22 protein-coding genes are annotated in these 18,327 nt (G+C 65.0%); 10 read left to right on the plus strand and 12 right to left on the minus strand.

Annotation, left to right across the window (positions count from 1 at the left end):
- Positions 1–10: 10 nt before the first annotated feature.
- Both ACN0WF_RS00155 and ACN0WF_RS00160 read right to left on the minus strand, forming a co-directional pair.
- Entirely contained in the window at positions 11–442 is a 432-nt protein-coding gene (locus tag ACN0WF_RS00155) for a CBS domain-containing protein (RefSeq protein ID WP_417770738.1), read from the minus strand.
- A 143-nt stretch (positions 443–585) separates the two neighbouring features.
- Positions 586–1,347: a rhomboid family intramembrane serine protease gene (locus ACN0WF_RS00160; RefSeq protein ID WP_417770739.1), complete on the minus strand. Its 762-nt coding sequence runs from the start codon at positions 1,345–1,347 to the stop codon at positions 586–588.
- A 249-nt stretch (positions 1,348–1,596) separates the two neighbouring features.
- Between ACN0WF_RS00160 and ACN0WF_RS00165 the strand changes: the two genes are divergently transcribed.
- From ACN0WF_RS00165 to ACN0WF_RS00175, 3 genes are all read left to right on the plus strand, one after another.
- Positions 1,597–2,241: a PAS domain-containing protein gene (locus ACN0WF_RS00165; RefSeq protein WP_417770740.1), complete on the plus strand. Its 645-nt coding sequence runs from the start codon at positions 1,597–1,599 to the stop codon at positions 2,239–2,241.
- A 108-nt stretch (positions 2,242–2,349) separates the two neighbouring features.
- The gene (locus ACN0WF_RS00170; RefSeq protein ID WP_417770741.1) at positions 2,350–2,970 is read left to right on the plus strand and encodes a PilZ domain-containing protein; all 621 of its coding nucleotides are present in this window, start codon (positions 2,350–2,352) and stop codon (positions 2,968–2,970) included.
- Positions 2,971–3,493: 523 nt separating this feature from the next.
- Positions 3,494–4,111 (plus strand): transglutaminase-like cysteine peptidase, encoded by a 618-nt coding sequence (locus tag ACN0WF_RS00175; RefSeq protein ID WP_417770742.1) that lies wholly within the window; start codon positions 3,494–3,496, stop codon positions 4,109–4,111.
- A 135-nt stretch (positions 4,112–4,246) separates the two neighbouring features.
- Here the strand turns inward: ACN0WF_RS00175 and ACN0WF_RS00180 are convergent, their stop codons facing one another.
- Together ACN0WF_RS00180 and ACN0WF_RS00185 are read right to left on the minus strand one after the other, a co-directional pair.
- On the minus strand, positions 4,247–4,774 hold the full coding sequence (locus ACN0WF_RS00180; protein ID WP_417770743.1) for a gamma carbonic anhydrase family protein: 528 nt from the start codon (positions 4,772–4,774) through the stop codon (positions 4,247–4,249).
- A gap of 54 nt (positions 4,775–4,828) precedes the next feature.
- Positions 4,829–5,146, minus strand: coding sequence for a DUF6949 family protein (locus ACN0WF_RS00185; protein WP_417770744.1), 318 nt, complete (start codon positions 5,144–5,146; stop codon positions 4,829–4,831).
- Positions 5,147–5,388: 242 nt separating this feature from the next.
- On the opposite strand from ACN0WF_RS00185, the gene ACN0WF_RS00190 reads away from it, so the two are divergent.
- On the plus strand, positions 5,389–6,093 hold the full coding sequence (locus ACN0WF_RS00190) for a hypothetical protein (protein ID WP_417770745.1): 705 nt from the start codon (positions 5,389–5,391) through the stop codon (positions 6,091–6,093).
- A gap of 85 nt (positions 6,094–6,178) precedes the next feature.
- Here ACN0WF_RS00190 and ACN0WF_RS00195 read toward each other — a convergent pair whose 3' ends face one another.
- The 4 genes from ACN0WF_RS00195 to ACN0WF_RS00210 all read right to left on the minus strand — a co-directional run bounded on the left by ACN0WF_RS00195 (position 6,179) and on the right by ACN0WF_RS00210 (position 9,733).
- A complete protein-coding gene (locus ACN0WF_RS00195; RefSeq protein WP_417770746.1) occupies positions 6,179–6,394 on the minus strand; it encodes a DUF3126 family protein in 216 nt (71 codons plus the stop codon).
- A gap of 309 nt (positions 6,395–6,703) precedes the next feature.
- On the minus strand, positions 6,704–7,543 hold the full coding sequence (gene cysE / locus ACN0WF_RS00200) for a serine O-acetyltransferase (protein ID WP_417770747.1): 840 nt from the start codon (positions 7,541–7,543) through the stop codon (positions 6,704–6,706).
- A gap of 556 nt (positions 7,544–8,099) precedes the next feature.
- Positions 8,100–8,969, minus strand: coding sequence for an alpha/beta fold hydrolase (locus tag ACN0WF_RS00205; RefSeq protein WP_417770748.1), 870 nt, complete (start codon positions 8,967–8,969; stop codon positions 8,100–8,102).
- Positions 8,966–9,733 (minus strand): alpha/beta fold hydrolase, encoded by a 768-nt coding sequence (locus tag ACN0WF_RS00210; RefSeq protein ID WP_417770749.1) that lies wholly within the window; start codon positions 9,731–9,733, stop codon positions 8,966–8,968. The genes ACN0WF_RS00205 and ACN0WF_RS00210 overlap by 4 nt, the downstream gene beginning before the upstream one ends.
- 248 nt (positions 9,734–9,981) lie before the next feature.
- Here ACN0WF_RS00210 and ACN0WF_RS00215 point away from each other — a divergent pair, with 248 nt between their 5' ends.
- The 6 genes from ACN0WF_RS00215 (at position 9,982) to ACN0WF_RS00240 (ending at position 14,089) form a co-directional block, all read left to right on the plus strand.
- A complete protein-coding gene (locus ACN0WF_RS00215) occupies positions 9,982–10,227 on the plus strand; it encodes a zinc-finger domain-containing protein (RefSeq protein WP_417770750.1) in 246 nt (81 codons plus the stop codon).
- Positions 10,228–10,284: 57 nt separating this feature from the next.
- Positions 10,285–11,487 carry an FAD-dependent monooxygenase gene (locus ACN0WF_RS00220; RefSeq protein WP_417770751.1) on the plus strand — a complete coding sequence of 401 codons (1,203 nt, stop codon included), beginning with the start codon at positions 10,285–10,287 and terminating at the stop codon, positions 11,485–11,487.
- Positions 11,488–11,537: 50 nt separating this feature from the next.
- Complete coding sequence (locus ACN0WF_RS00225; RefSeq protein WP_417770752.1) at positions 11,538–12,296, plus strand: competence/damage-inducible protein A; 759 nt, start codon at positions 11,538–11,540, stop codon at positions 12,294–12,296.
- A 27-nt stretch (positions 12,297–12,323) separates the two neighbouring features.
- Positions 12,324–12,833, plus strand: a complete 510-nt coding sequence (gene gpt, locus ACN0WF_RS00230; RefSeq protein ID WP_417770753.1) for a xanthine phosphoribosyltransferase — start codon at positions 12,324–12,326, stop codon at positions 12,831–12,833.
- A gap of 58 nt (positions 12,834–12,891) precedes the next feature.
- Positions 12,892–13,227, plus strand: a complete 336-nt coding sequence (locus ACN0WF_RS00235; RefSeq protein WP_417770754.1) for a hypothetical protein — start codon at positions 12,892–12,894, stop codon at positions 13,225–13,227.
- 145 nt (positions 13,228–13,372) lie between these two features.
- Complete coding sequence (locus tag ACN0WF_RS00240) at positions 13,373–14,089, plus strand: L,D-transpeptidase (RefSeq protein WP_417770755.1); 717 nt, start codon at positions 13,373–13,375, stop codon at positions 14,087–14,089.
- Positions 14,090–14,119: 30 nt separating this feature from the next.
- Here the strand turns inward: ACN0WF_RS00240 and sfsA are convergent, their stop codons facing one another.
- The 4 genes from sfsA to ACN0WF_RS00260 form a co-directional block, all read right to left on the minus strand.
- The gene (gene sfsA, locus ACN0WF_RS00245; RefSeq protein WP_417770756.1) at positions 14,120–14,824 is read right to left on the minus strand and encodes a DNA/RNA nuclease SfsA; all 705 of its coding nucleotides are present in this window, start codon (positions 14,822–14,824) and stop codon (positions 14,120–14,122) included.
- A gap of 35 nt (positions 14,825–14,859) precedes the next feature.
- On the minus strand, positions 14,860–16,323 hold the full coding sequence (locus ACN0WF_RS00250) for a TrkH family potassium uptake protein (RefSeq protein ID WP_417770757.1): 1,464 nt from the start codon (positions 16,321–16,323) through the stop codon (positions 14,860–14,862).
- Between the two features lie 135 nt (positions 16,324–16,458).
- The gene (locus tag ACN0WF_RS00255) at positions 16,459–17,337 is read right to left on the minus strand and encodes a ribokinase (protein ID WP_417770758.1); all 879 of its coding nucleotides are present in this window, start codon (positions 17,335–17,337) and stop codon (positions 16,459–16,461) included.
- Complete coding sequence (locus ACN0WF_RS00260) at positions 17,334–18,263, minus strand: dihydrodipicolinate synthase family protein (protein ID WP_417770759.1); 930 nt, start codon at positions 18,261–18,263, stop codon at positions 17,334–17,336. The genes ACN0WF_RS00255 and ACN0WF_RS00260 overlap by 4 nt, the downstream gene beginning before the upstream one ends.
- Positions 18,264–18,327 lie beyond the last annotated feature (64 nt).

An 18,327-nucleotide genomic window follows, 5' to 3' on the forward strand; every position in this document is an offset into this window, starting at 1 on the left:
GATGTCCGTTTCAGGTCATGGCGATGTAGTTGCGCATGTCCTCGGCTTCGCGCTCGATCTGCGCGATACGGTACTTCACCACGTCGCCGATCGAGATCAGGCCATCGAGCTTACCGTCCTTTACGACGGGCACATGGCGGAAGCGGCCGCCGCTCATCCTGGCCATCACGGAGTTGATCGATTCATGCGCCTGGCAGGTCACCACCTTGCGCGTCATGTAGTCGGAGACTGCCTTGTCGAGCGCCTCCGGCCCGTCCTGCGAAATGGCGCGGACCACATCGCGCTCCGACAGGATGCCGGAAATGCCGGCCCCGGCGCCTGCGATCACGATGGCGCCGATCTTGTGCTGCGCAAGCGTTGCGCAGATCTCGCGCATCGTCGCGCCCTCAGAGGCGGTCGTGACCTCCCGCCCCTTCTCGTTCAAAATCGCTGCAACGGTCATGCGCCGATCCTCCCATGCCTGAATTCCGGACCCGATTCCGGTACGCGAAACGCTCCTCCGGCGTTGACGGTGCCCGCCTGTCGCTCCGTCATCATGACCGATCCTGACGCTGGCGCAATCGGCAAAGACGCCAAGGAAGGCCGTCAGCGTGCGAGCCGACGAACCGGATCGAACAAGGAAAACAGCAGGAAACCGGCAAGGAAGCCACCAAGATGCGCTTCCCAGGCAATCTGTGCGCCCTCCCCGGCAATGGCCGGCGTGAACAGGCCGAATACCAGATTGATGCCGAACCAGACCGCAAGGAAGATCAGGACCTGGGGATTCGACAGCGCCGCGACAAAGCCGATGGCAGGGACCCGGTAGGCCGCCTGGTCGGAACGGCGGAACGCTCCAAGCGGGCCTCCCATCTGGAAGACGAAGCGCGTTGCCGCCGCCATATGGCCCGAGATCGCCGCCGAGGCACCGATCATCGGCGCGATCTCGCCGAAGTGCGCGGACAGATAAGCCGCCGCGCCGGCAATGGCGCAGACGGCCGAGAACAGCAGGAAGCGCAGGGCGCCGAAGCGACGCGCCACCGCGCTGCCAAACACCGCCATCCACAACAGGTTGACGAAGAGGTGGCTCCAGCCGCCGTGCAGAAAGGCATAGGTGACGAACGTCCAGGCGTTCGCGAGGTAGCCGCCGGGCAGCTCCGCGGCCGCACCCGGAAGATAGCGCGCGGGCAGGAAGGCAAAGGTGAGAAGAACCTCAAGCTGCGCCTGCTCGGAGAGAAACACCGCATCGACGACATGGATCGCGCCCATGACCAGCGCCAGCGCCACGATGACGCGAGGAAGGTTCAGCGCCGGTTCCCGGCCTTCCGGCGGAAACGGTCGCTGCGGCGCGGGGCGGTGCGTTTCTGGCATGTGTTCCGGGCTCGACAAGGGCGGCACTCCTGCGGCGCGCTGCCGCGCGCGGGCTCAAGCATATCGGGTTGCGTCCGGCGAATACCATGGCCGACCGCCGCGCCCAACCGCTTTCGCCGGCAACTGGCACACGCCCTGCTTCGTTGAGGACGAAACCCGGCCCGGCAGCTGGAACCGTCCCCGATCGGGACAGATCCGAGGCAGCCGTCCCGAAACGACCGAACGACGGGCGCGCAAATGAAACATCCGGTGACACAACGCCTCTATGCCTATTGGGACGGATTGCGCGACGAGCGCCCCGCTCCCGACCGCAATGAGATCGAGCCGGGCCAGATTCGCGGCCTGCTGGGCGACACGTTCATCCTCGAACTGGTCAACCGCGACACCTACCGCTACCGGCTCGCCGGCACGCGCCTGTGCTCCCTGCACTGTCGCGAGCTGAAGAACCGCAACATCCTGCGCGGCTGGTCGAGCGAGGACCACGAGGCGCTCGGCACGCTGCTCGCAGCCGTTACCGAGGACGCCGCCGCTGCCGTTCTGGGCATCGCCGGCTTCACCGAGCGCAAGCAGGCGGTGGAGATGGAAATGCTTCTCCTGCCGCTGCACATTCCCGGCGAGGGATGCAGCCGCGTGCTCGGAAGCTGTGTCGCGCTGGAGCAGCCCTACTGGGCAGGAATGCACCCGATCCTGTCGCAGACGATCAAGAGCGTCCGCCTGCTCTGGCCGGACGAACGGCCGTCCTTCCTGGGCATGCGCACCGCGCAGGTGGCAACCGCAGCCTCGTCGGTTCCCCAGATCCGCCGCGCGCCATTGCCCGCCAGCGCCAGCCCGTTTCCCGTTGCCGGGGCAAGGCAGGTGCAACACCTCACCGTCATCGAGGGTGGCAAGAACTGACCAGCTTCCAGCGATTACGCTATGTTAACGCTCCCGACCTAGGGTGGACGCAGCAGCGTTCCGGCGGCATGATATCCGTGTTGGTGGTTTAGGGAAGGTCGGTGACTGATGGCGCACGCCACGGCACTCACATACATGACAGTCGCCGCCACGAAGGATGTCGACCGCCGACGCCATTCGCGCGTCAGGGTCGATATTCTCGGTCGCTTCATGCTTGAAGATCGCCGCGAGTACCCCTGTCAGGTGATCGACATGTCGCCCGGCGGCGCGGCCATCATCGCCCCGACAACCGCCCGGATCGGCGAGCGCGTGATTGCCTACATCGACCACATCGGTCGTATCGAGGGCGAGGTCGTCCGCGAGATCGAGGGCGGGTTTGCCATCCGCATCAACGCCCCCCTGCGCAAGCGCGACAAGCTCGCCAATGTGCTCACATGGCTCGCCAACCGCGACGTCCTGAACCTGCCGGAAGACCGCAGGCACGAGCGCTTCACGCCGAAGAACCCGCTGACGCAGATCGTTCTTCCCGACGGGCGCAAGTACCAGTGCCGGATCGTCGACCTGTCGCTCTCCGGAGCCTCGCTCAAGACCGACGTCAAACCCGAGATCGGCATCGTCATCGACATCGGCAAGATGCGCGCGCGCGTCATCCGTCACACCGAGGACGGCGTCGCGGTCGAGTTCGCGAACATCCAGAACCGCGATCTTCTGGAACGCCATATTTCCTGACCGGGCTTTTCCGTAACTTCCGACTGGCGTTGTCCCGCGCCCGCGCCCTGCCGCCTGCGTTCCGCTCGCGCCACGACCTCCCAGCTTTCACACAAATGTTCCTTGCACATCGCCCGGCTCTCAGCCGGGCCAATCGCGTTGCAACGCGGCGCCGGCCGAAACGTCGCGCGCGCGGCCGAACTGAGTGTCTGAGCTGAGCGCCCGAACTGAGCGCCTGAACTGAGCGCCCGAGAAGCGGCACAGAACAGGCTCCCTCTTCACAACCCAAGCGCCAACAAGCCCAAGCCCTTCCCGAGCACTCTTCACAAGCAGCTACCGCCTGTCAGCGGGAGCTGCTCGCCCGATTTCAGTCATGCCCGATAATCGATAAAATTTGAATCAAATAAGCATAAAAATATGTATTTATCTGAATAAAATTTGACTTAAATGCAATTATACTTTGCATCAAAAACACATTCCGGACTTATACTGGAATAAAAACGAGCGTGTCATTGTATATCCAACCTTGGGGAAGGGATATACGATGACAAAGACATCGAAAGCACATTTCGCGATCGCAGCTCTGGCGATCCTGATGACCGCTGGCACCGCACGCGCGGATGACGGCCCCGGCCGCTACATGGAGACCGGGCAGGCCGCCAGCGCGCCGGTCGGGCATGTGGGTTTTTGCAAGGAAAATCCATCGGCCTGCCGTACAGGCAAAGGTGGTGCCGTGGTCGTGAAGCTCGACCGGGACCGCTGGGCCGAGTTGATCGCCGTCAACGCGCAAGTCAACCGCAGCGTCAAGCCCGTGACCGACATCGAGCTCTTCGGCGTAGAGGAGTACTGGACCTATCCGACGGACGGTCAGGGCGACTGCGAGGAATACGTTCTGGAGAAGCAGCGCGTGCTCGAAGCCCGCGGCTGGCCGCGCAGTGCACTTCTCATCACTGTCGTGAAGGACACGAACAGCGCTGGACACGCTGTCCTGACGGTTCGCACCGATCAGGGCGACGTGATCCTCGACAACCAGATCGAGGCCGTTCTGCCCTGGTATTCGGCTCCATACCGTTTCGTCAAAAGGCAGTCGCCCTCGAACCCGGCCCGCTGGGCCGCGATTAGCGACCGCCGTGTCAGCACGGTGGCCAGCTTGTCGAACTGACGAGGCCGCGCCTCACCACCTTCGGCACCGCCGACCTCCCCCCCCTTCCCCAAACTTGTGGGTCGGGGTGCCGGGCCGGTCCTTCGGGACCGGCCATTTTTTTTGCGCCCGGCCAATGCGGGCGATGGTGGATGCCTAGAGCTGGACCAATCCGTCACGGAACCGCTTCCAGTTGCGCACATAGCTGGCGGCCGACTCCGTCAACCCTCGCGCTGCCGCCTCGTCGAGCTGGCGCGCGACCCGCCCCGGCATGCCGACGACGAGCGAATTGTCCGGAATCTCCTTGCCTTCGGGGATAAGCGCATTCGCGCCGACGATGCAGTTGCGGCCAATCTTTGCACCGTTCAGCACCGTTGCCCCCATGCCGACAAGGCTGTTGTCGCCAATCGTGCAGCCATGCAGGATCGCCTTGTGGCCGATCGTGCAATTGCTACCGATGGTGAGCGGAAAGCCGAGATCCGTATGGATGACGCAACCGTCCTGCACATTCGAATTCTCGCCGACGGTGATCGTCTCATTGTCGCCGCGCAGTATCGCGCCGAACCAGACGCTGGCGTCCTTCAGCAGAACGATGCTGCCAATCAGCGTGGCGCAGGGTGCGATCCAGTAATTTCCCTCGCCGGGAAGTTCGGGGCATCGCTCGCCGAGGCGATAGAGGGGCATGATGTCTCCTTCAGGGCGTGTGTTGGCTGGGGCCGACCGCAAGACCGGCCACCTTCATTGCAGCACGACCAGCATCACATGCAAGACCATCACGCCCGAGCATAGGCTCCACATGCCGGCAATGGTGGACGACGCGACAAGCCAGCCAAATGGCCTCTGTTCGATGCGCCTTCCGCGAATCGCATTGCGCATGATGATGAAAGGGCCGGCGAAAACGCACAAAAGACAGGAAACAAGCCCCTGCAGCCATGTCTCGACCTGAAACACAAATCGCAGGGGCTTACCCGTCACCAACTGATAGAAACTGCCAAGAATCCCGGCCACAACAAACCCTGAACACCCCAAATACGCCGCCGCCGCAAGTTCGCCCATCACCCTGTTAACCCCTCATTAACCAAACATCGGAGAGCCTGTCCTGAAACTGGCTTTCCGCTTGAGTAAAAAGCTCCAGCAAATAGCGTGCCGAGTGTATCGGTCCGTTAACGAACCGGTAACCATGAAATGGCGCGCAAGAGGCACCGCCTTCCGCTTCGAAACGGGACAGGTGTCCCACGGCGGAACAGGCGCGCAGCGCCCATGCAGAGGAACGAAGCAAGGATGGGGAGCGCATGACGATGCCGATGTCGCTCCCGAACGGTACGGGCATGCGGGCGCGACACTTCACGCCGATCGTGCTCGCGCTGGCGCTGGCCGGCACGGCCTTCGTTGCTCATACGGTCGGCTCCTGGATGAGCTTCGCACGCGCGCCCAGCGGCTGGAGCGCGCGCGCCGAGCACATTCCCGTCTCCCTTGGAACGCTCACGCTTTCAATCCCGGCCAACATGATGCGCAGGGTCGAGGAGCGCGTCGCCGGCGGCAGCCTGGAGCGTGTCAATCTCTCGGTGCTGTGGCCGTCGATGGAAGGCTACAGCGAATTGCGCGCCCGCGACTTCGCCGATGCCGGCGACCGCTCGCCGGTGCTCAACATCGCGCTTTCCGATGATGCCGAGACGATGGACACGAGCGAGCGGCTGCGCCGGGTGTGGCTGTCGCTGGCAGCCGGCGAATCCCTGCCAGGCCCCGAGGGCCTTGCGCTGCTGCCGCTTCCCGGCGACAGCGCCTCGGGCACCGACTTCGTCGCCCACCGTGCCGAGCCGGAGGGGCTGTTTGCGGCCCGCTGCTTCACCCCGCGTGAAAAGTCGCTCGCCGCCAATTGCGAGCGCTCGATCCGCATTGGCGACCGACTGTTCGCGACCTACCGCTTCCGCCAGGCCCAACTTGCAAACTGGCGCGAACTCGATGCCCGCGTCGGCGCGCTCGTCGCCTCGCTTCGCCCCTGACCCCGATATCTGAGCAAAGAAAAAAGGCGCGCCGAACCCTGTTCGCCGCGCCTTCGTGTCCTGTCGACCTCGAGCCGAGGGAAAATCACATCTCTTCGATGTCCATCTCAAGGATGGCCATCGAGAAATTCCAGCTCAGATCGCCATCATCGTCATCGCGATAGACCACGCCGATGAACTCGTCACCAATGTAGACCTCGGCGGAATCGTCCTTCTTCGGGCGCGCCCGGACGGCAAGCTTCGGCAGCTCGAATTTCTTCTGGAAATAGAGTTCAAGCTTGCGGATTTCGTCTGCCTTCACGGTCGGCTCCTCTCGTCGCCCGCCCGGGCAAGCCGGCCCGGCGGGTGTCATGTTCCTGTGGCGCCCCGCGCGAACCAGCGGTTCCGCGCGATGCGACCGGACACCGAAACGGCGACCGGCCCGGGCACCGTCGATGCGCGAACCCTACACGTTCAAAGCGTCGAGCCAAGGCACTCGCGGCCACTTTCCCCATGCGAGCTTCGCCTGGGGAGAAGTGATGCGCGAATGAGCCACCAATGCGGCAGGGGCAATTCCGCCGCACAGGAGGCGCTGTTCACCGTCTCTGACCCTGGCCGCGCCCGGGTCGGACTACGCCTTGTCACTCTGTGGTTCATCGACGATCAGCTGGTTCATCGTGCGCGACGGCTCGGCGCACCCCGCCGCGCCGACCACCCTGGCCGGAACGCCCGCCACGGTCGAGTTCGCCGGCACGTCGTGGAGCACCACCGAGCCGGAGGCGATCTTCGAGCAATGGCCGATGTCGATGTTGCCGAGCACCTTGGCGCCGGCGCCAATCAGAACGCCGTTGTGGATCTTGGGATGGCGGTCGCCCTCCTCCTTGCCAGTGCCGCCGAGCGTCACGTTCTGGAGGATCGAGACATTGTCGCCGATCTGCGCGGTCGCACCGACGACAATGCCCGTGGCGTGATCGACGAAGACGCCGTTGCCGACCGGCACGGCCGGATGGATGTCCACCTGGAACACCTCCGAGCAGCGGCTCTGCAGATAGAGCGCGAAATCCTTGCGCCCGCGCTTCCACAACCAGTTGGCCAGCCGGTGCGTCTGCAGCGCGTGGAACCCCTTGAAGTAAAGCAGCGGCTCCAGGAAGCGGGTGCAGGCCGGGTCGCGATCATAGACGGCCACGATATCGACGCGGAACGTCTCGGCAAGCTCCCGGCTCTCGACCAGCGCCTCCAGATAGGTCTGCCGGATGAGAGAGGCCGAAACGACCACATGGCCAAGCCGGTCGGCAAGACGATGGACCACCGCCTCCTCCAGCCGGTCGTGATTGAGGACGGTCTCATAGACGAACGAGGAAAGCGCCGGCTCGGCGCGAACCATTGCCTCCGCTTCCTCGTGAAGACGCTCCCAGACGGGATCGTGGCGCGGCAGCACTGCCGCTTCCGTTGCGTGTGTGGATTGCGGCATGCCTGCCTCCTTGCCCCGGCCGGCCCCTGAGGCAACGTCCGGGCGCATGCATTGTGACTGCGGTCTCGGGAGACATCATATAGCCATCGCCCCGGCGATGACCATAGGGGAGGCAGCGAGGCGTCTCGCGCGTGGTGCGAGTCGTTTTGTTAACCGGTTTCAGCGAAGGTGCAGGGATGGAATGCGACGTACTTTCGCCTGGAAGCCGCGCCCTGCCGGGGACCTGCCGCAGTCGCTCTTGACGCCGGCCACACCGCCTGATTCCTTACCGCGCAATCAGGCTGATTGATTCTCCTTGCGAAGCAGGAGATTCATCGCATGAAGAACCTGAAGCAGCGCTTCAAGCGCCCAAAAGATCCAAGCCGACGCAAACACCGAAAGATCTTGCTAGCCAACCTGCTGGAGCAATCTCCTCACAGGAAGCTTAAACACGCTCACGCTCCGCGTTAACTTTCAGTTTACCATATAGGTCTCTGAAAAATATAGAATTCCCCCGTAGCGCGCGTGGCGCGCCCCGCACACCGGAACGTCCCGCCCGCATGGCACGAAGGCGGCTTCAGGCGGCTTTCAATTTTTCCAGGAACGACACCACCGCATCGGCGAAGGCGTCATTCCGGTCTCCGGCCACCATATGCCCCGCGCCCTTTACATCCGCGTATTCGGCCTGGGGAACGAGGGACAGGAACTCCTCGACATGCGCGTCGGTGACGAGCTCGGAACGCGCGCCCCGCACAAGCAGCACGGGCAGGCGCAACGCCGCCGCCGAGGCGACGAGCTGCGCCTCCACATCCTGCGGCCGCGCCTCGGTGCCGTGGCGGCCGTCGATGAAACGCGGGTCCCAGTGCCAGCGATAGCGCCCGTCCTCATGCAGCCGCAGGTTCTTCGAAAGACCGTCGAGGTTCGAGGGGCGGCGGCGATGGGGCAGATAGCTGGCGATGGCGTCGGCCGCCTCTTCCACCGAGGCAAAGCCCTCGTGCATACGCTCCGCCATGAAGGAGATGATCCTGTCGACGCCGGAAGGATCCATGCGCGGCGTCACGTCTACCAGCACCAGTGCGGAGAGCGTTCCCGGCTGCAGCCTCCCCTCCGCCAGAAGCGCCGCTATTCCACCAAGCGACGCGCCAATGGCGATCGGTCGTGCGCCGGTCTCGCTGACGATCAGGTCGCTGACGGAAACGACGTCGCGGGCGAAATCGGTGAAGTCATAGGCGCCGCTCTCCACCCAGGCGCTGTCTCCATGGCCGCGCTGATCCATGCTCCACGCATTGAGACCGCGCTCGGCCAGCCGCACTCCGGTCGCGTCCCAGGCATGGCGGGTCTGCCCACCGCCATGGAGAAGCAATGCCGACCGGGCCCCACTGCCGAAACGGTCTGCGACGAGGATATTGCCCTCCGCGCCGCGAAGTTCGACCGTGCGCGCACTCATGACACACCCGCCCGCGCCAAGGCCTGGAGGAAGTCGACGACACCCTGCTTGTAGACCTTGTCGCCGACGGCAACCATGTGATCGCGGTTGGGAATCTCCAGCACCTCGGCATGCTGCATCAGCGCGGCAAGCTTCTGAGGCGAACCGGCAATATCGTCCTTCGTGCCGACGGCAACCAGAACCGGCTGCCGGATGCGCGAGATTTCCTCCTCCGAGATCTTCTGGCGCGAGGAGCGCATGCAGGCCGCAAGCGCCAGCCGGTCCGACTTCGTCTGCTCGGCGAAGGCGCGGAAGGCGCGCCCGGTGCGGTCAGTCACATCGGAGAGCTTCTCCGCCTCGAGGGCTGATGCGATCGGCTCGGGATCGCCGACGCCGGACACCATTCCATAGCCAAGGCCGCCAAAGACGACGCTGCGTACCCGCTCGGGATGATTGAGCGCGAGAAAGGCGGAAATGCGCGCGCCCATCGAGTAGCCCATCACGTCGGCACGACCGATGCCGAGATGGTCGAGAAGCCGAAAGGCATCCTCCGCCATCGCCGGCGCACCGTAATCATCCGGCTTGTGGCTTCCCTGGCTCTCGCCATGCCCGCGGTTGTCGATCGCTATGACCCTGCGCCCGGTCTCCGTCAGCAGCTTGACCCAACCGGGATAGACCCAGTTCACCTGCTTGTTGGATGCAAATCCGTGGATGAGCAGGATCGGCTCGCCCCGCCCCTCGTCGAGGTAGGCAAGTCGCAGTCCGGCGGAATCGAAGTGGGGCATCTATCCTCTTACCCTTACGTAAAGGTTACATTTGCTCCCGCTACGATAGAGCCCCGCTCCCTTGTTGAAAAGTCCCGCGCCACGCGACGAAGGCAATGTCATTCATCGCATTTGCCGACCAGAAGTGCCCGCGGATCAGCTCCACCGGCTGGAATGTCGCATCCCTCTCGCCGCTTTCCCCTGTTCAATCCGGGTCTTCCTGCGTATGGTCCCGCCAAACATCGACCCGAACGGCAAGGATGGATGCGATGGCGGACGCAGTGATCCCCCATTTCCAGAACGACAGCGGCTTCGAGACCATCGAGATCGGCGCGAAGGAATTCCAGTGCGTCGGCGCACGACCGCCTTTCGATCACCCGCATGTCTATCTCGACATGGGTGACGAGACGGAGATCGTCTGCCCCTATTGCTCGACGCTGTACCGCTACAATGCGAAGCTCGGCGCGGGTGAGACGGAGCCGGCCGGCTGCCTTTGGAAGCCCGAAGCGGCGTGACCGCGCGGCGTCATCGGCTTCGCGCTGCATGACGCGGGACACACGCCGGACAAAAACATGGCGACTTCCGAAACAGGCTCCGGCCCCCTCTATGTGGCAGGAGCCGGCATAGGTGGACTGACCACCGCACTGGCGCTGTCACGCCGGGCGATACCGGTCACGGTTCTGGAGCGCGCCGAGCGCCTCGACCCGGTCGGCTCCGGCCTGCAGATCCCGCCCAACGCGATGCACATCTACCGCGCCTTCGGCCTCGAGGAGGTGCTGAAGCGGCATGCGGTGGCCCCGGAAGCAATCCGGATCATGTCGGCGCGCACGGGCCGCGCGCTAGCAGACGTGCCGCTCGGAAAAACCGTCGAGGAGCGCTACGGCGCGCCCTATCTCGTCATCCACCGCGCCGACCTGCAATCGATTCTGCTCGATGCGGCGCGCCTTTCCGCTGGCGTCACCCTGACGCTTGGAGCAAGTCTTCGCGACGCGACGCAAGACGCTTCCCGCGTCACCATCGCGCTCGAGGAAAGCGACCGCGGCGATCTCCAGACCGGCTGCGGCCTCATCGGCGCGGACGGCGTCTGGTCCCAGGTCCGCCGCCGTGTCATGGGCATCCGCCAGGCCGTCTACAGCGGACGCACCGCCTATCGCGCGGTTTTCCCCATCGACTCCGTTCCCGGCGACTGGCGTCATGTCACCGGACTGTGGATCGGTCGCAACGCCCATATCGTCCACTACCCGGTCCGCGCCGGCACCCAGCTCAACGTCGTCGCCATTGTCAGCGAGGACTGGCAACAGGAAACCTGGTCGGGACCCGCCGCACGCGACGAACTGCTCGGCCATTTCCGCGACTGGCCAGCAGAGGTTCGCGCCTTGCTGGAGAGGCCGGAAAGCTGGCTGAAGTGGGCGCTATGCGGCATGGACCCCGGCTCGAGCTGGGTCGACGGCCGGCTCGCCCTGTTGGGCGATGCCGCCCACGGCATGCTTCCCTTTGCCGCCCAGGGCGCGGCAATGGCAGTGGAGGACGCGGCAGTCCTGGCGCGCGAGGTCGAGCGTCACGACACGATTCCCGCCGCCTTCTCCGCCTATCAGGATGCACGCCAGAACCGGGCGGAGCGCGTGCTTCGTCTGGCGCGGGAAAACGACCGCATCTATCACATGTCCGGCCCGCTGGCGCTTGCCCGGGACACGGTGATGCGCACCCTGCCCGCGATACGTCTTCTCGGACGGCTCGATTGGCTATATGGATGGCAACCTCCGGCCGAAGCGTGAGCGCCCGGCATCGGGGAAATGATGCACCGGAAAGCAGGAAACCGCGACTCATGACCGGCGAGCGCCAGGACACGATCGTCACCGCCGCGTTTCTCGTCATTGGCGACGAGATCCTCTCAGGCCGCACCAAGGACAAGAACATCGGCTATCTGGCCGAATATCTAACCGCGCTCGGCATCGATCTCGCCGAGGTCCGTGTCGTGCCCGACGTTACCGAGCGCATCGTCGAGGCGGTCAACGCGCTGCGCGCGCGCTATACATATGTGTTCACCTCCGGCGGCATCGGGCCGACCCATGACGACATCACCGCCGATTCCATCGCCGCAGCCTTCGACGTGCCGATTGACCACGACCCACGCGCCGTCGCGATTCTCAAGGCGTTCTATCCCGAGGGACAGCTTACTCAGGCGCGCCTGCGCATGGCGCGCATCCCGCAGGGCGCGGAGCTGATCGAGAACACGGTTTCCAAGGCTCCAGGATTTCGCATCGGCAACGTGCATGTGATGGCCGGCGTTCCCGCGATCATGCAGGCGATGCTCGACGCCATCGCCCCCACGCTGAAGACAGGAACCCGCATCCTGTCGCGCGCCATCGACGCCGACCTTCCCGAAAGTCGCATCGCCGACCGCCTGCGCACGATCCAGGACGAGAACCCCGGAACGATGATCGGCTCCTACCCCCGTTCCAACGACGGCCGCTTCTCCACGCAGATTGTCGTGCGCTCACGCGACGAAGCGCTTCTGGAGCGTGCCGCATCCGCCGTGAGCGAGGCCGTCGCCGAGACGACCCGCCAGGCACCGAACCCCTAAGACACACCGCCATCAGGACGAGATTACATGGAAAACCCGCAAGCCCCGAAAGCCTTCCCCGTCTCCTGGGACCAGTTCCACCGGGACTGTCGCGCGCTTGCGTGGCGCCTGTCCAGCCAGGGCAAGTGGGAAGCCATCGTCTGCATCACCCGCGGCGGTCTCGTTCCGGCGGCGATCGTTGCCCGCGAACTGGGCATCCGCATGATCGAGACGGTCTGCATCGCCTCCTATCACGATTACGAATCCCAGGGCGCGCTCAAGGTCATCAAGCCCGTCGACCCGGATGTCATCGACCTTGACGGCGGCAAGGGCGCGAGCGTGCTGGTCATCGACGATCTGGTCGACACCGGCAAGACCGCGCGGGTCGTGCGCGAGATGCTGCCGGACGCGCATTTCGCAACCGTCTACGCCAAACCGATGGGCCGCCCGCTGGTCGACACCTTCGTCACCGAGGTGTCGCAGGACACCTGGATCTACTTCCCCTGGGACATGGGCTGGCAATTCCAGCCGCCGATCGCGACCAATACGCAGGGCTGAACCGCCGAGATAGGCGCGCGCCGCTATTTCGGCGCATTTTCCTAGGCAAAAGGGAGACATGAGCGGATTCGGCGCCAGCCTTCGCCACGGCCTGACCGTGTTTCTTCTCCTCGCCTTCGCGTTGCACGCGGGCGGGGCGAACCTGCGTGCGTCCTCCCTGCGCAGCCTCGAGGCCCCGGGCGCGACGGCGACGGAAGCGTCGGCCACGCGGGAGGTGGCGCGCGGAGGTCCGTTGCGCTCCTGTGCCCTGCAGGGCAAGTGCGTGCCCTATGTCGCGCCAGGCACCCCGCGCCTCGCGCCTCCCGAGCGCTCCGCGCGCCGGCACCCGCGCGAGACCGGGACGCTGATCGCACTCGCGGAACCCGCTCTCGACAATCCGCCACCGCGCGCCTGAACGGTTTTCCCGGAACCGTGGAACCGACCGCGTGTGCTCGGGGTTCTTCCCGTGTCCCTCGGGACGCGCCGCCCCTTCCCTTGCCCTCGCCGGGCTGCCACTCGCCCGCTGGCGCATCTGACCTATGTGAAACGAAATGAAGACAATGACGCCTCCCAATCTTGCCTTGCCGTCGCGGCGCAGCTTTCTCACCGGACTGGCGGGTATATCGGGCCTGGCCCTGGCCGGTTGCCAGTCGGCGCCGCACGGTCGCCTCCAGCCGGCGGCCACCGCTCCCGCCCAGGTGGCCATCGACCCGTATTACCTGCAGATGTACGCGGCGATGCCCCAGGAGGAATTCCCGGTTCCCGCCGTCGATCTGCGTAGGCTCGATCCGGTTTATTTCCGCCAGGTCGTGCCCTACCAGACCGACGAACGCACCGGCACGCTGATCGTCGACACGCCGAACAGGTTTCTCTATCTGGTGATGGAGAACGGGCAGGCGATGCGCTACGGCGTCGGCATCGGCCGTGCCGGCTTCTCCTGGGGCGGCCGCGCCAGGATCGCCTACAAGCGCGCCTGGCCGCGCTGGACGCCGCCGGCGGAGATGATCCAGCGCCAGCCGGAGCTGGAGAAGTATCGCAACGGCATGGCGCCGGGGCTGGAAAACCCCCTTGGCGCCCGCGCGCTCTACATCTTCGAGAACGGGCGCGACACGCTGTATCGCATCCACGGCACGCTCGAGACCTGGTCCATCGGCAAGGCCGTGTCCTCGGGCTGCGTCCGCCTGCTCAATCAGGATGTCATCGATCTCGCTTCGCGCGTCCCCAACGACACGCCGATCATCGTGCTTCAGGATCGCAACAACGGCAGCGTCGCCTGACCCTAAAAGGTCGACCGGCGCGACCCGTGCTCACATCTCGAGCATGACGCGCCGGTCGACGACGATTTCCTCCGGCGTGATCCGGCATCCGATGGCATAAGCCTCGACACCGCGCTCACGCGCCGCTGCGAAGGCGGCCGCATATGCCGGGTCGATGTCCGCGGCCAGGTTCATCCGCGCGCAATCGGGACGCTGCACCAGATAGACCATCGCCGCGCGCGCCCCCTGCTCGACCATGTCCCCCATCTCCACCAGATGCTTGGCACCGCGCGCGGTAACGGAATCGGGAAATTCCGCCAGTCCCGGCTCGCGCATCAGATGGACGTTCTTGACCTCCACATAGACCGGCCGGCCGTCGCTCTCCTCCAGCAGGATGTCGATGCGCGAGTTCTTCCCGTAGCGGACCTCGCGCCGCAGGCTCGAATAACCGGCGAGTTCACCGACAAGCCCGGCGGCAAGCGCCTCCTCGACCAGCCCGTTGGGATGCGCGGTATTGATGCCCACGAGCACTCCGTCGACCTCCACGATCTCCCAGGAATAGGCAAGCTTGCGCTTGGGGTTGTCCGACTTCGACAGGAAGACGCGCGCGCCCTCCGGCGCGAGCCCCAGCATCGAGCCGGGGTTGGCGCAATGGGCGGTGATCGTCTCGCCGTCATCGTCGAGAATGACGTCGGCGAGAAACCGCTTGTAGCGACGCACGAGTCGCCCGGAAACAAGAGCGGTGGGAAAACGCATGGGGAAACCCCTTGGAAGAACGGGCGCGCCCGGTGTCAGCGCGACCAGAAATCGGGATCGAGCAGCACGATGACCGTGAAGAGCTCGAGACGCCCCATCAGCATGGCGAAGGACAGGATCCATTTGGCCCCGTCGGGAAGCGGCGCGAAATTGCCCGACGGCCCGATGATCGGCCCCAGTCCGGGTCCGACGTTGCCGACCGAGGTCGCCGCCGCCGACAGCGCTGTGACGAGATCGAGATCGAAGGCGGCCAGCAGCAGCGTGATGATGCCGACCGTTCCCATGTAGACGACGAGAAAGGCCAGCACCGAGAAGGACAGTTCCGGCGTCAGCCGGGTGTTGCCATAGAGCTCCGGCACCACGCGGTTCGGGCGCACCATGCGGCGCAGGTGGGCCCGCACGGTGCCGAAGAACACCAGGAAGCGGAAGATCTTGATGCCGCCCGTCGTCGAGCCGGTGCAGCCGCCGACGAACTTCAGCAGCAGCGCCAGCACGACCACCGGCGTTCCCCATGTGGTGTAGTCGCCGTAGGCATAGCCCGTGCCGGTGATGATGGCGATCATATTGAAGGCGGAGAGCCGCAGCGCGTCCTCGAACGGCAACCGGTGCACGAGGCCGATGTAGACGGTGACCGCCAGCGAGACGAGGACGATGAAGCCGAGGAAGGCACGCACCTGCGGATCGCGCCAAAGCGCCAGTGGCGCCCCCCGGAGCGCCTGGATGATCAGCACGAAGGGCAGCGCACCGGTGATCATGAAGACGATCGCGACCCAGGCCGTCGCCGGGTTTGTGAAGAAGCCGAAAGACTTGTCGTGGGTGGAATAGCCGCCCGTCCCCACCGTCGTGAAGGCGTGGTTGACCGCGTCAAAGGGCGACATGCCGGTCGCCCAGAAGGCCGCCGCGCAAAGACCGGTCAGGAACAGGTAGGAGACGCCGATCAGCCGCACCAGTTCGATGGAGCGGGCGACGATCTTTTCGCTTCGGTCGGAATTCTCACTCTGGAAGAGCTGCATGCCGCCGATCCGCAGGAACGGCAGCAGCACGATGGCCATGACGATGATGCCAACGCCGCCCATCCACTGCATCAGCGAGCGCCAGACAAGCAGCCCCGGAGGCAGGTCGTCGAGGCCGGAAAGCACGGTCGAACCGGTCGTGGTGAATCCCGACACCGCCTCGAAGACGGCGTCCGCGTAACCGACGCCAAGCCACAGGAACGGCAGTGCGCCAAAGGCCGGCAGCGTTACCCAGGACAGCGTCGTCAGGATGAAGGTCTGGCGCATGTTGAGCCCGTCGCCGAGCGATCCACCGACGGCAACCGACAGCAACAGTCCGATCAGGCCGGTGATCAGCGACGACATGACAAAGGCCTGCCAGTCGGCGTTGCGCGCGGCCACGTCCACCATCGCCGGAATCAGCATGGCCGTCGCCAGCCCGACATGGAGGAAACCGAGAACGTTCAGGACAGGGCGCAGCGAAATCACGAACCGGGCATCTTTCATCGACAACAAGGCCGCAAAGGCTTAGCCGATTTCAGGGCCGAACCCTACCCCCAATTGACAAGGGCGACGCCCATGCGCCCGCAAGCGAACATACCGCGAGGACAAACGGCAAGACGTGACGCCGGGCCGGGCGGATCAGCCGCGCCGCGCCTGGAATGCGCGGATGTCGGCCAGCGTCGGAATCGCCTCCGTCGCCCCGTGCCGTCCGACCTGTAGCGCCGCCGCGGCATTGGCCGTCGCCATCGCGGTGGCCGGATCGGCTCCCTTGTCGGTCTCCGCCAGGAAGGCACCTAGGAACACGTCGCCCGCCCCGGTCGTGTCGACGACGCTCACCGCATGTGCGCCGACCGTCGTTTTGCTGCCGCCGGCGATATAGTCGGCGCCCTCGCCGCCGCGCGTGACAAGCAGCGCGAGGCTCTCCGGCAGGTTGCCCGCGCCACCTATGGCATGCAGCAATTGCTCAAGCTCGATTGCGTTCACGGAAAGCAGATCGACATCGGCAAGCAGCGGAACGACCGTATCGGCGACAAAGGGGGCGGCCGAATAGGCCACCTTCAGCCCGCGCCGACGTGCCGGCCGAGCGCAGCTCGCCGCCTGATTGGTCTCGTTCTGGAACAGCAGCCAGTCGCCCGCCTGTGCCGCTTCGATGGCCGCCTGAACGGCGCCATCCGGCACCTGCCCATTCGCTCCCCAGTCCAGCACGATCAGGTTCTCGCCGGCCCGGTCGACGAAGATCGTCGCGCTTCCCGTCTCGATGCCCTCGACGCCGACAACCGCGCCGTCGTCGAGGGACAGACGACGCAGGGTCTCGCGCATTGGTACATCCAGGGCTCCAACCGCCCCGACGTGACGCACCGATCCTCCGGCCCGCAGGATCGCAACCGACTGGTTGAGCCCCTTGCCTCCAGGCCCGACCGACACCGAGAACGCCTGCAGCGTCTCACCCGGCTGCGGGAAATGCGGCACCCGCAGCACGCGATCCCAGTTGATCGAGCCGACGTTCAGGATGGTCATTGCGCCGCAATCTCCTCCCGGAATTGCGCCGTGCCCGTCTCGATGTGCTCAAGCAGGTCCATAACGGCCCAGTGCCTTTCGCAAATATCGTAATCCGTGACCCGGGAGTGCGCCGAGGCAAAGGTCCCAAGGCGCGTGTGGTAGATCTTGGCAAGGCCCGGATAGCCCATGGGTTCGGCCATGGCCGCCAGCGCCAGGAACACTTCCAGCCGCCGCGACAGATCGCTGTCCGCATCCCGGTTGCGGTAGAGCCAGGCATAGAGATCCGGGTGGAAGTTGGTGAAGACCCCGGCAAAGCCGCGCGAACCGGCCCGCATCGCCTGCGCGGCGATCGCCGCGTTGGCGTTCACCACGGCAAAGCCTGAATCGCCCGCAAGCCCGACCCGCCGCCGCACCGTCTCAAGGTCGCAGGACACATCCTTCAACGTCACGAAGCGTCCGGTGTCGCGGCACAGTTTGAACTCGTCGTCACTCAGAAGCCTCCGGTATGGCGCCGGGCATTCGTAGAGCCCCAGCTTCAAGTCACCGGGAAGCCAGCCGAGGACGGCATCGAGCCCCTCGCGGAACGCCGCCTCGCCCGCGTTCGCGGGATCGAGGTGATTGGTCACCAGGACCAGCGCGTCCAGGCCGGTGTCGGCCATCGCCATCAGTTCCTCGCGCTGCGCGTCCCGAGCATCGCTGATATGGCCCGAGCCGATGACCCCGACCCGTCCGTCGGCGAACTCGATCGTGCGCCGCGCCAGTTCGACGCGTTCGGCCAGCGACAGCCTCTGCATCTCGCTCGACTGGCACACTGCAAACAGGGTGTCCGCACCCTGGGCGACATACCAGTCGACGAGACGGGCGAGGCCATCCCAGTCGATCCGGTCGTCTTCCGTGAAAGGTGTCAGCATCACCGGTACGATACCGTCAGAGCCCTTGCGCATTTTCCGTTCTTTCCAATGGATTTGTAATCATTTTTTATTTTAGAATAGCATTCCAGAATTCAAG

Origin of the sequence: Stappia sp. (assembly GCF_048268045.1) — a bacterium.
In the GTDB taxonomy this organism is placed as follows: Bacteria; Pseudomonadota; Alphaproteobacteria; order Rhizobiales; family Stappiaceae; genus Stappia.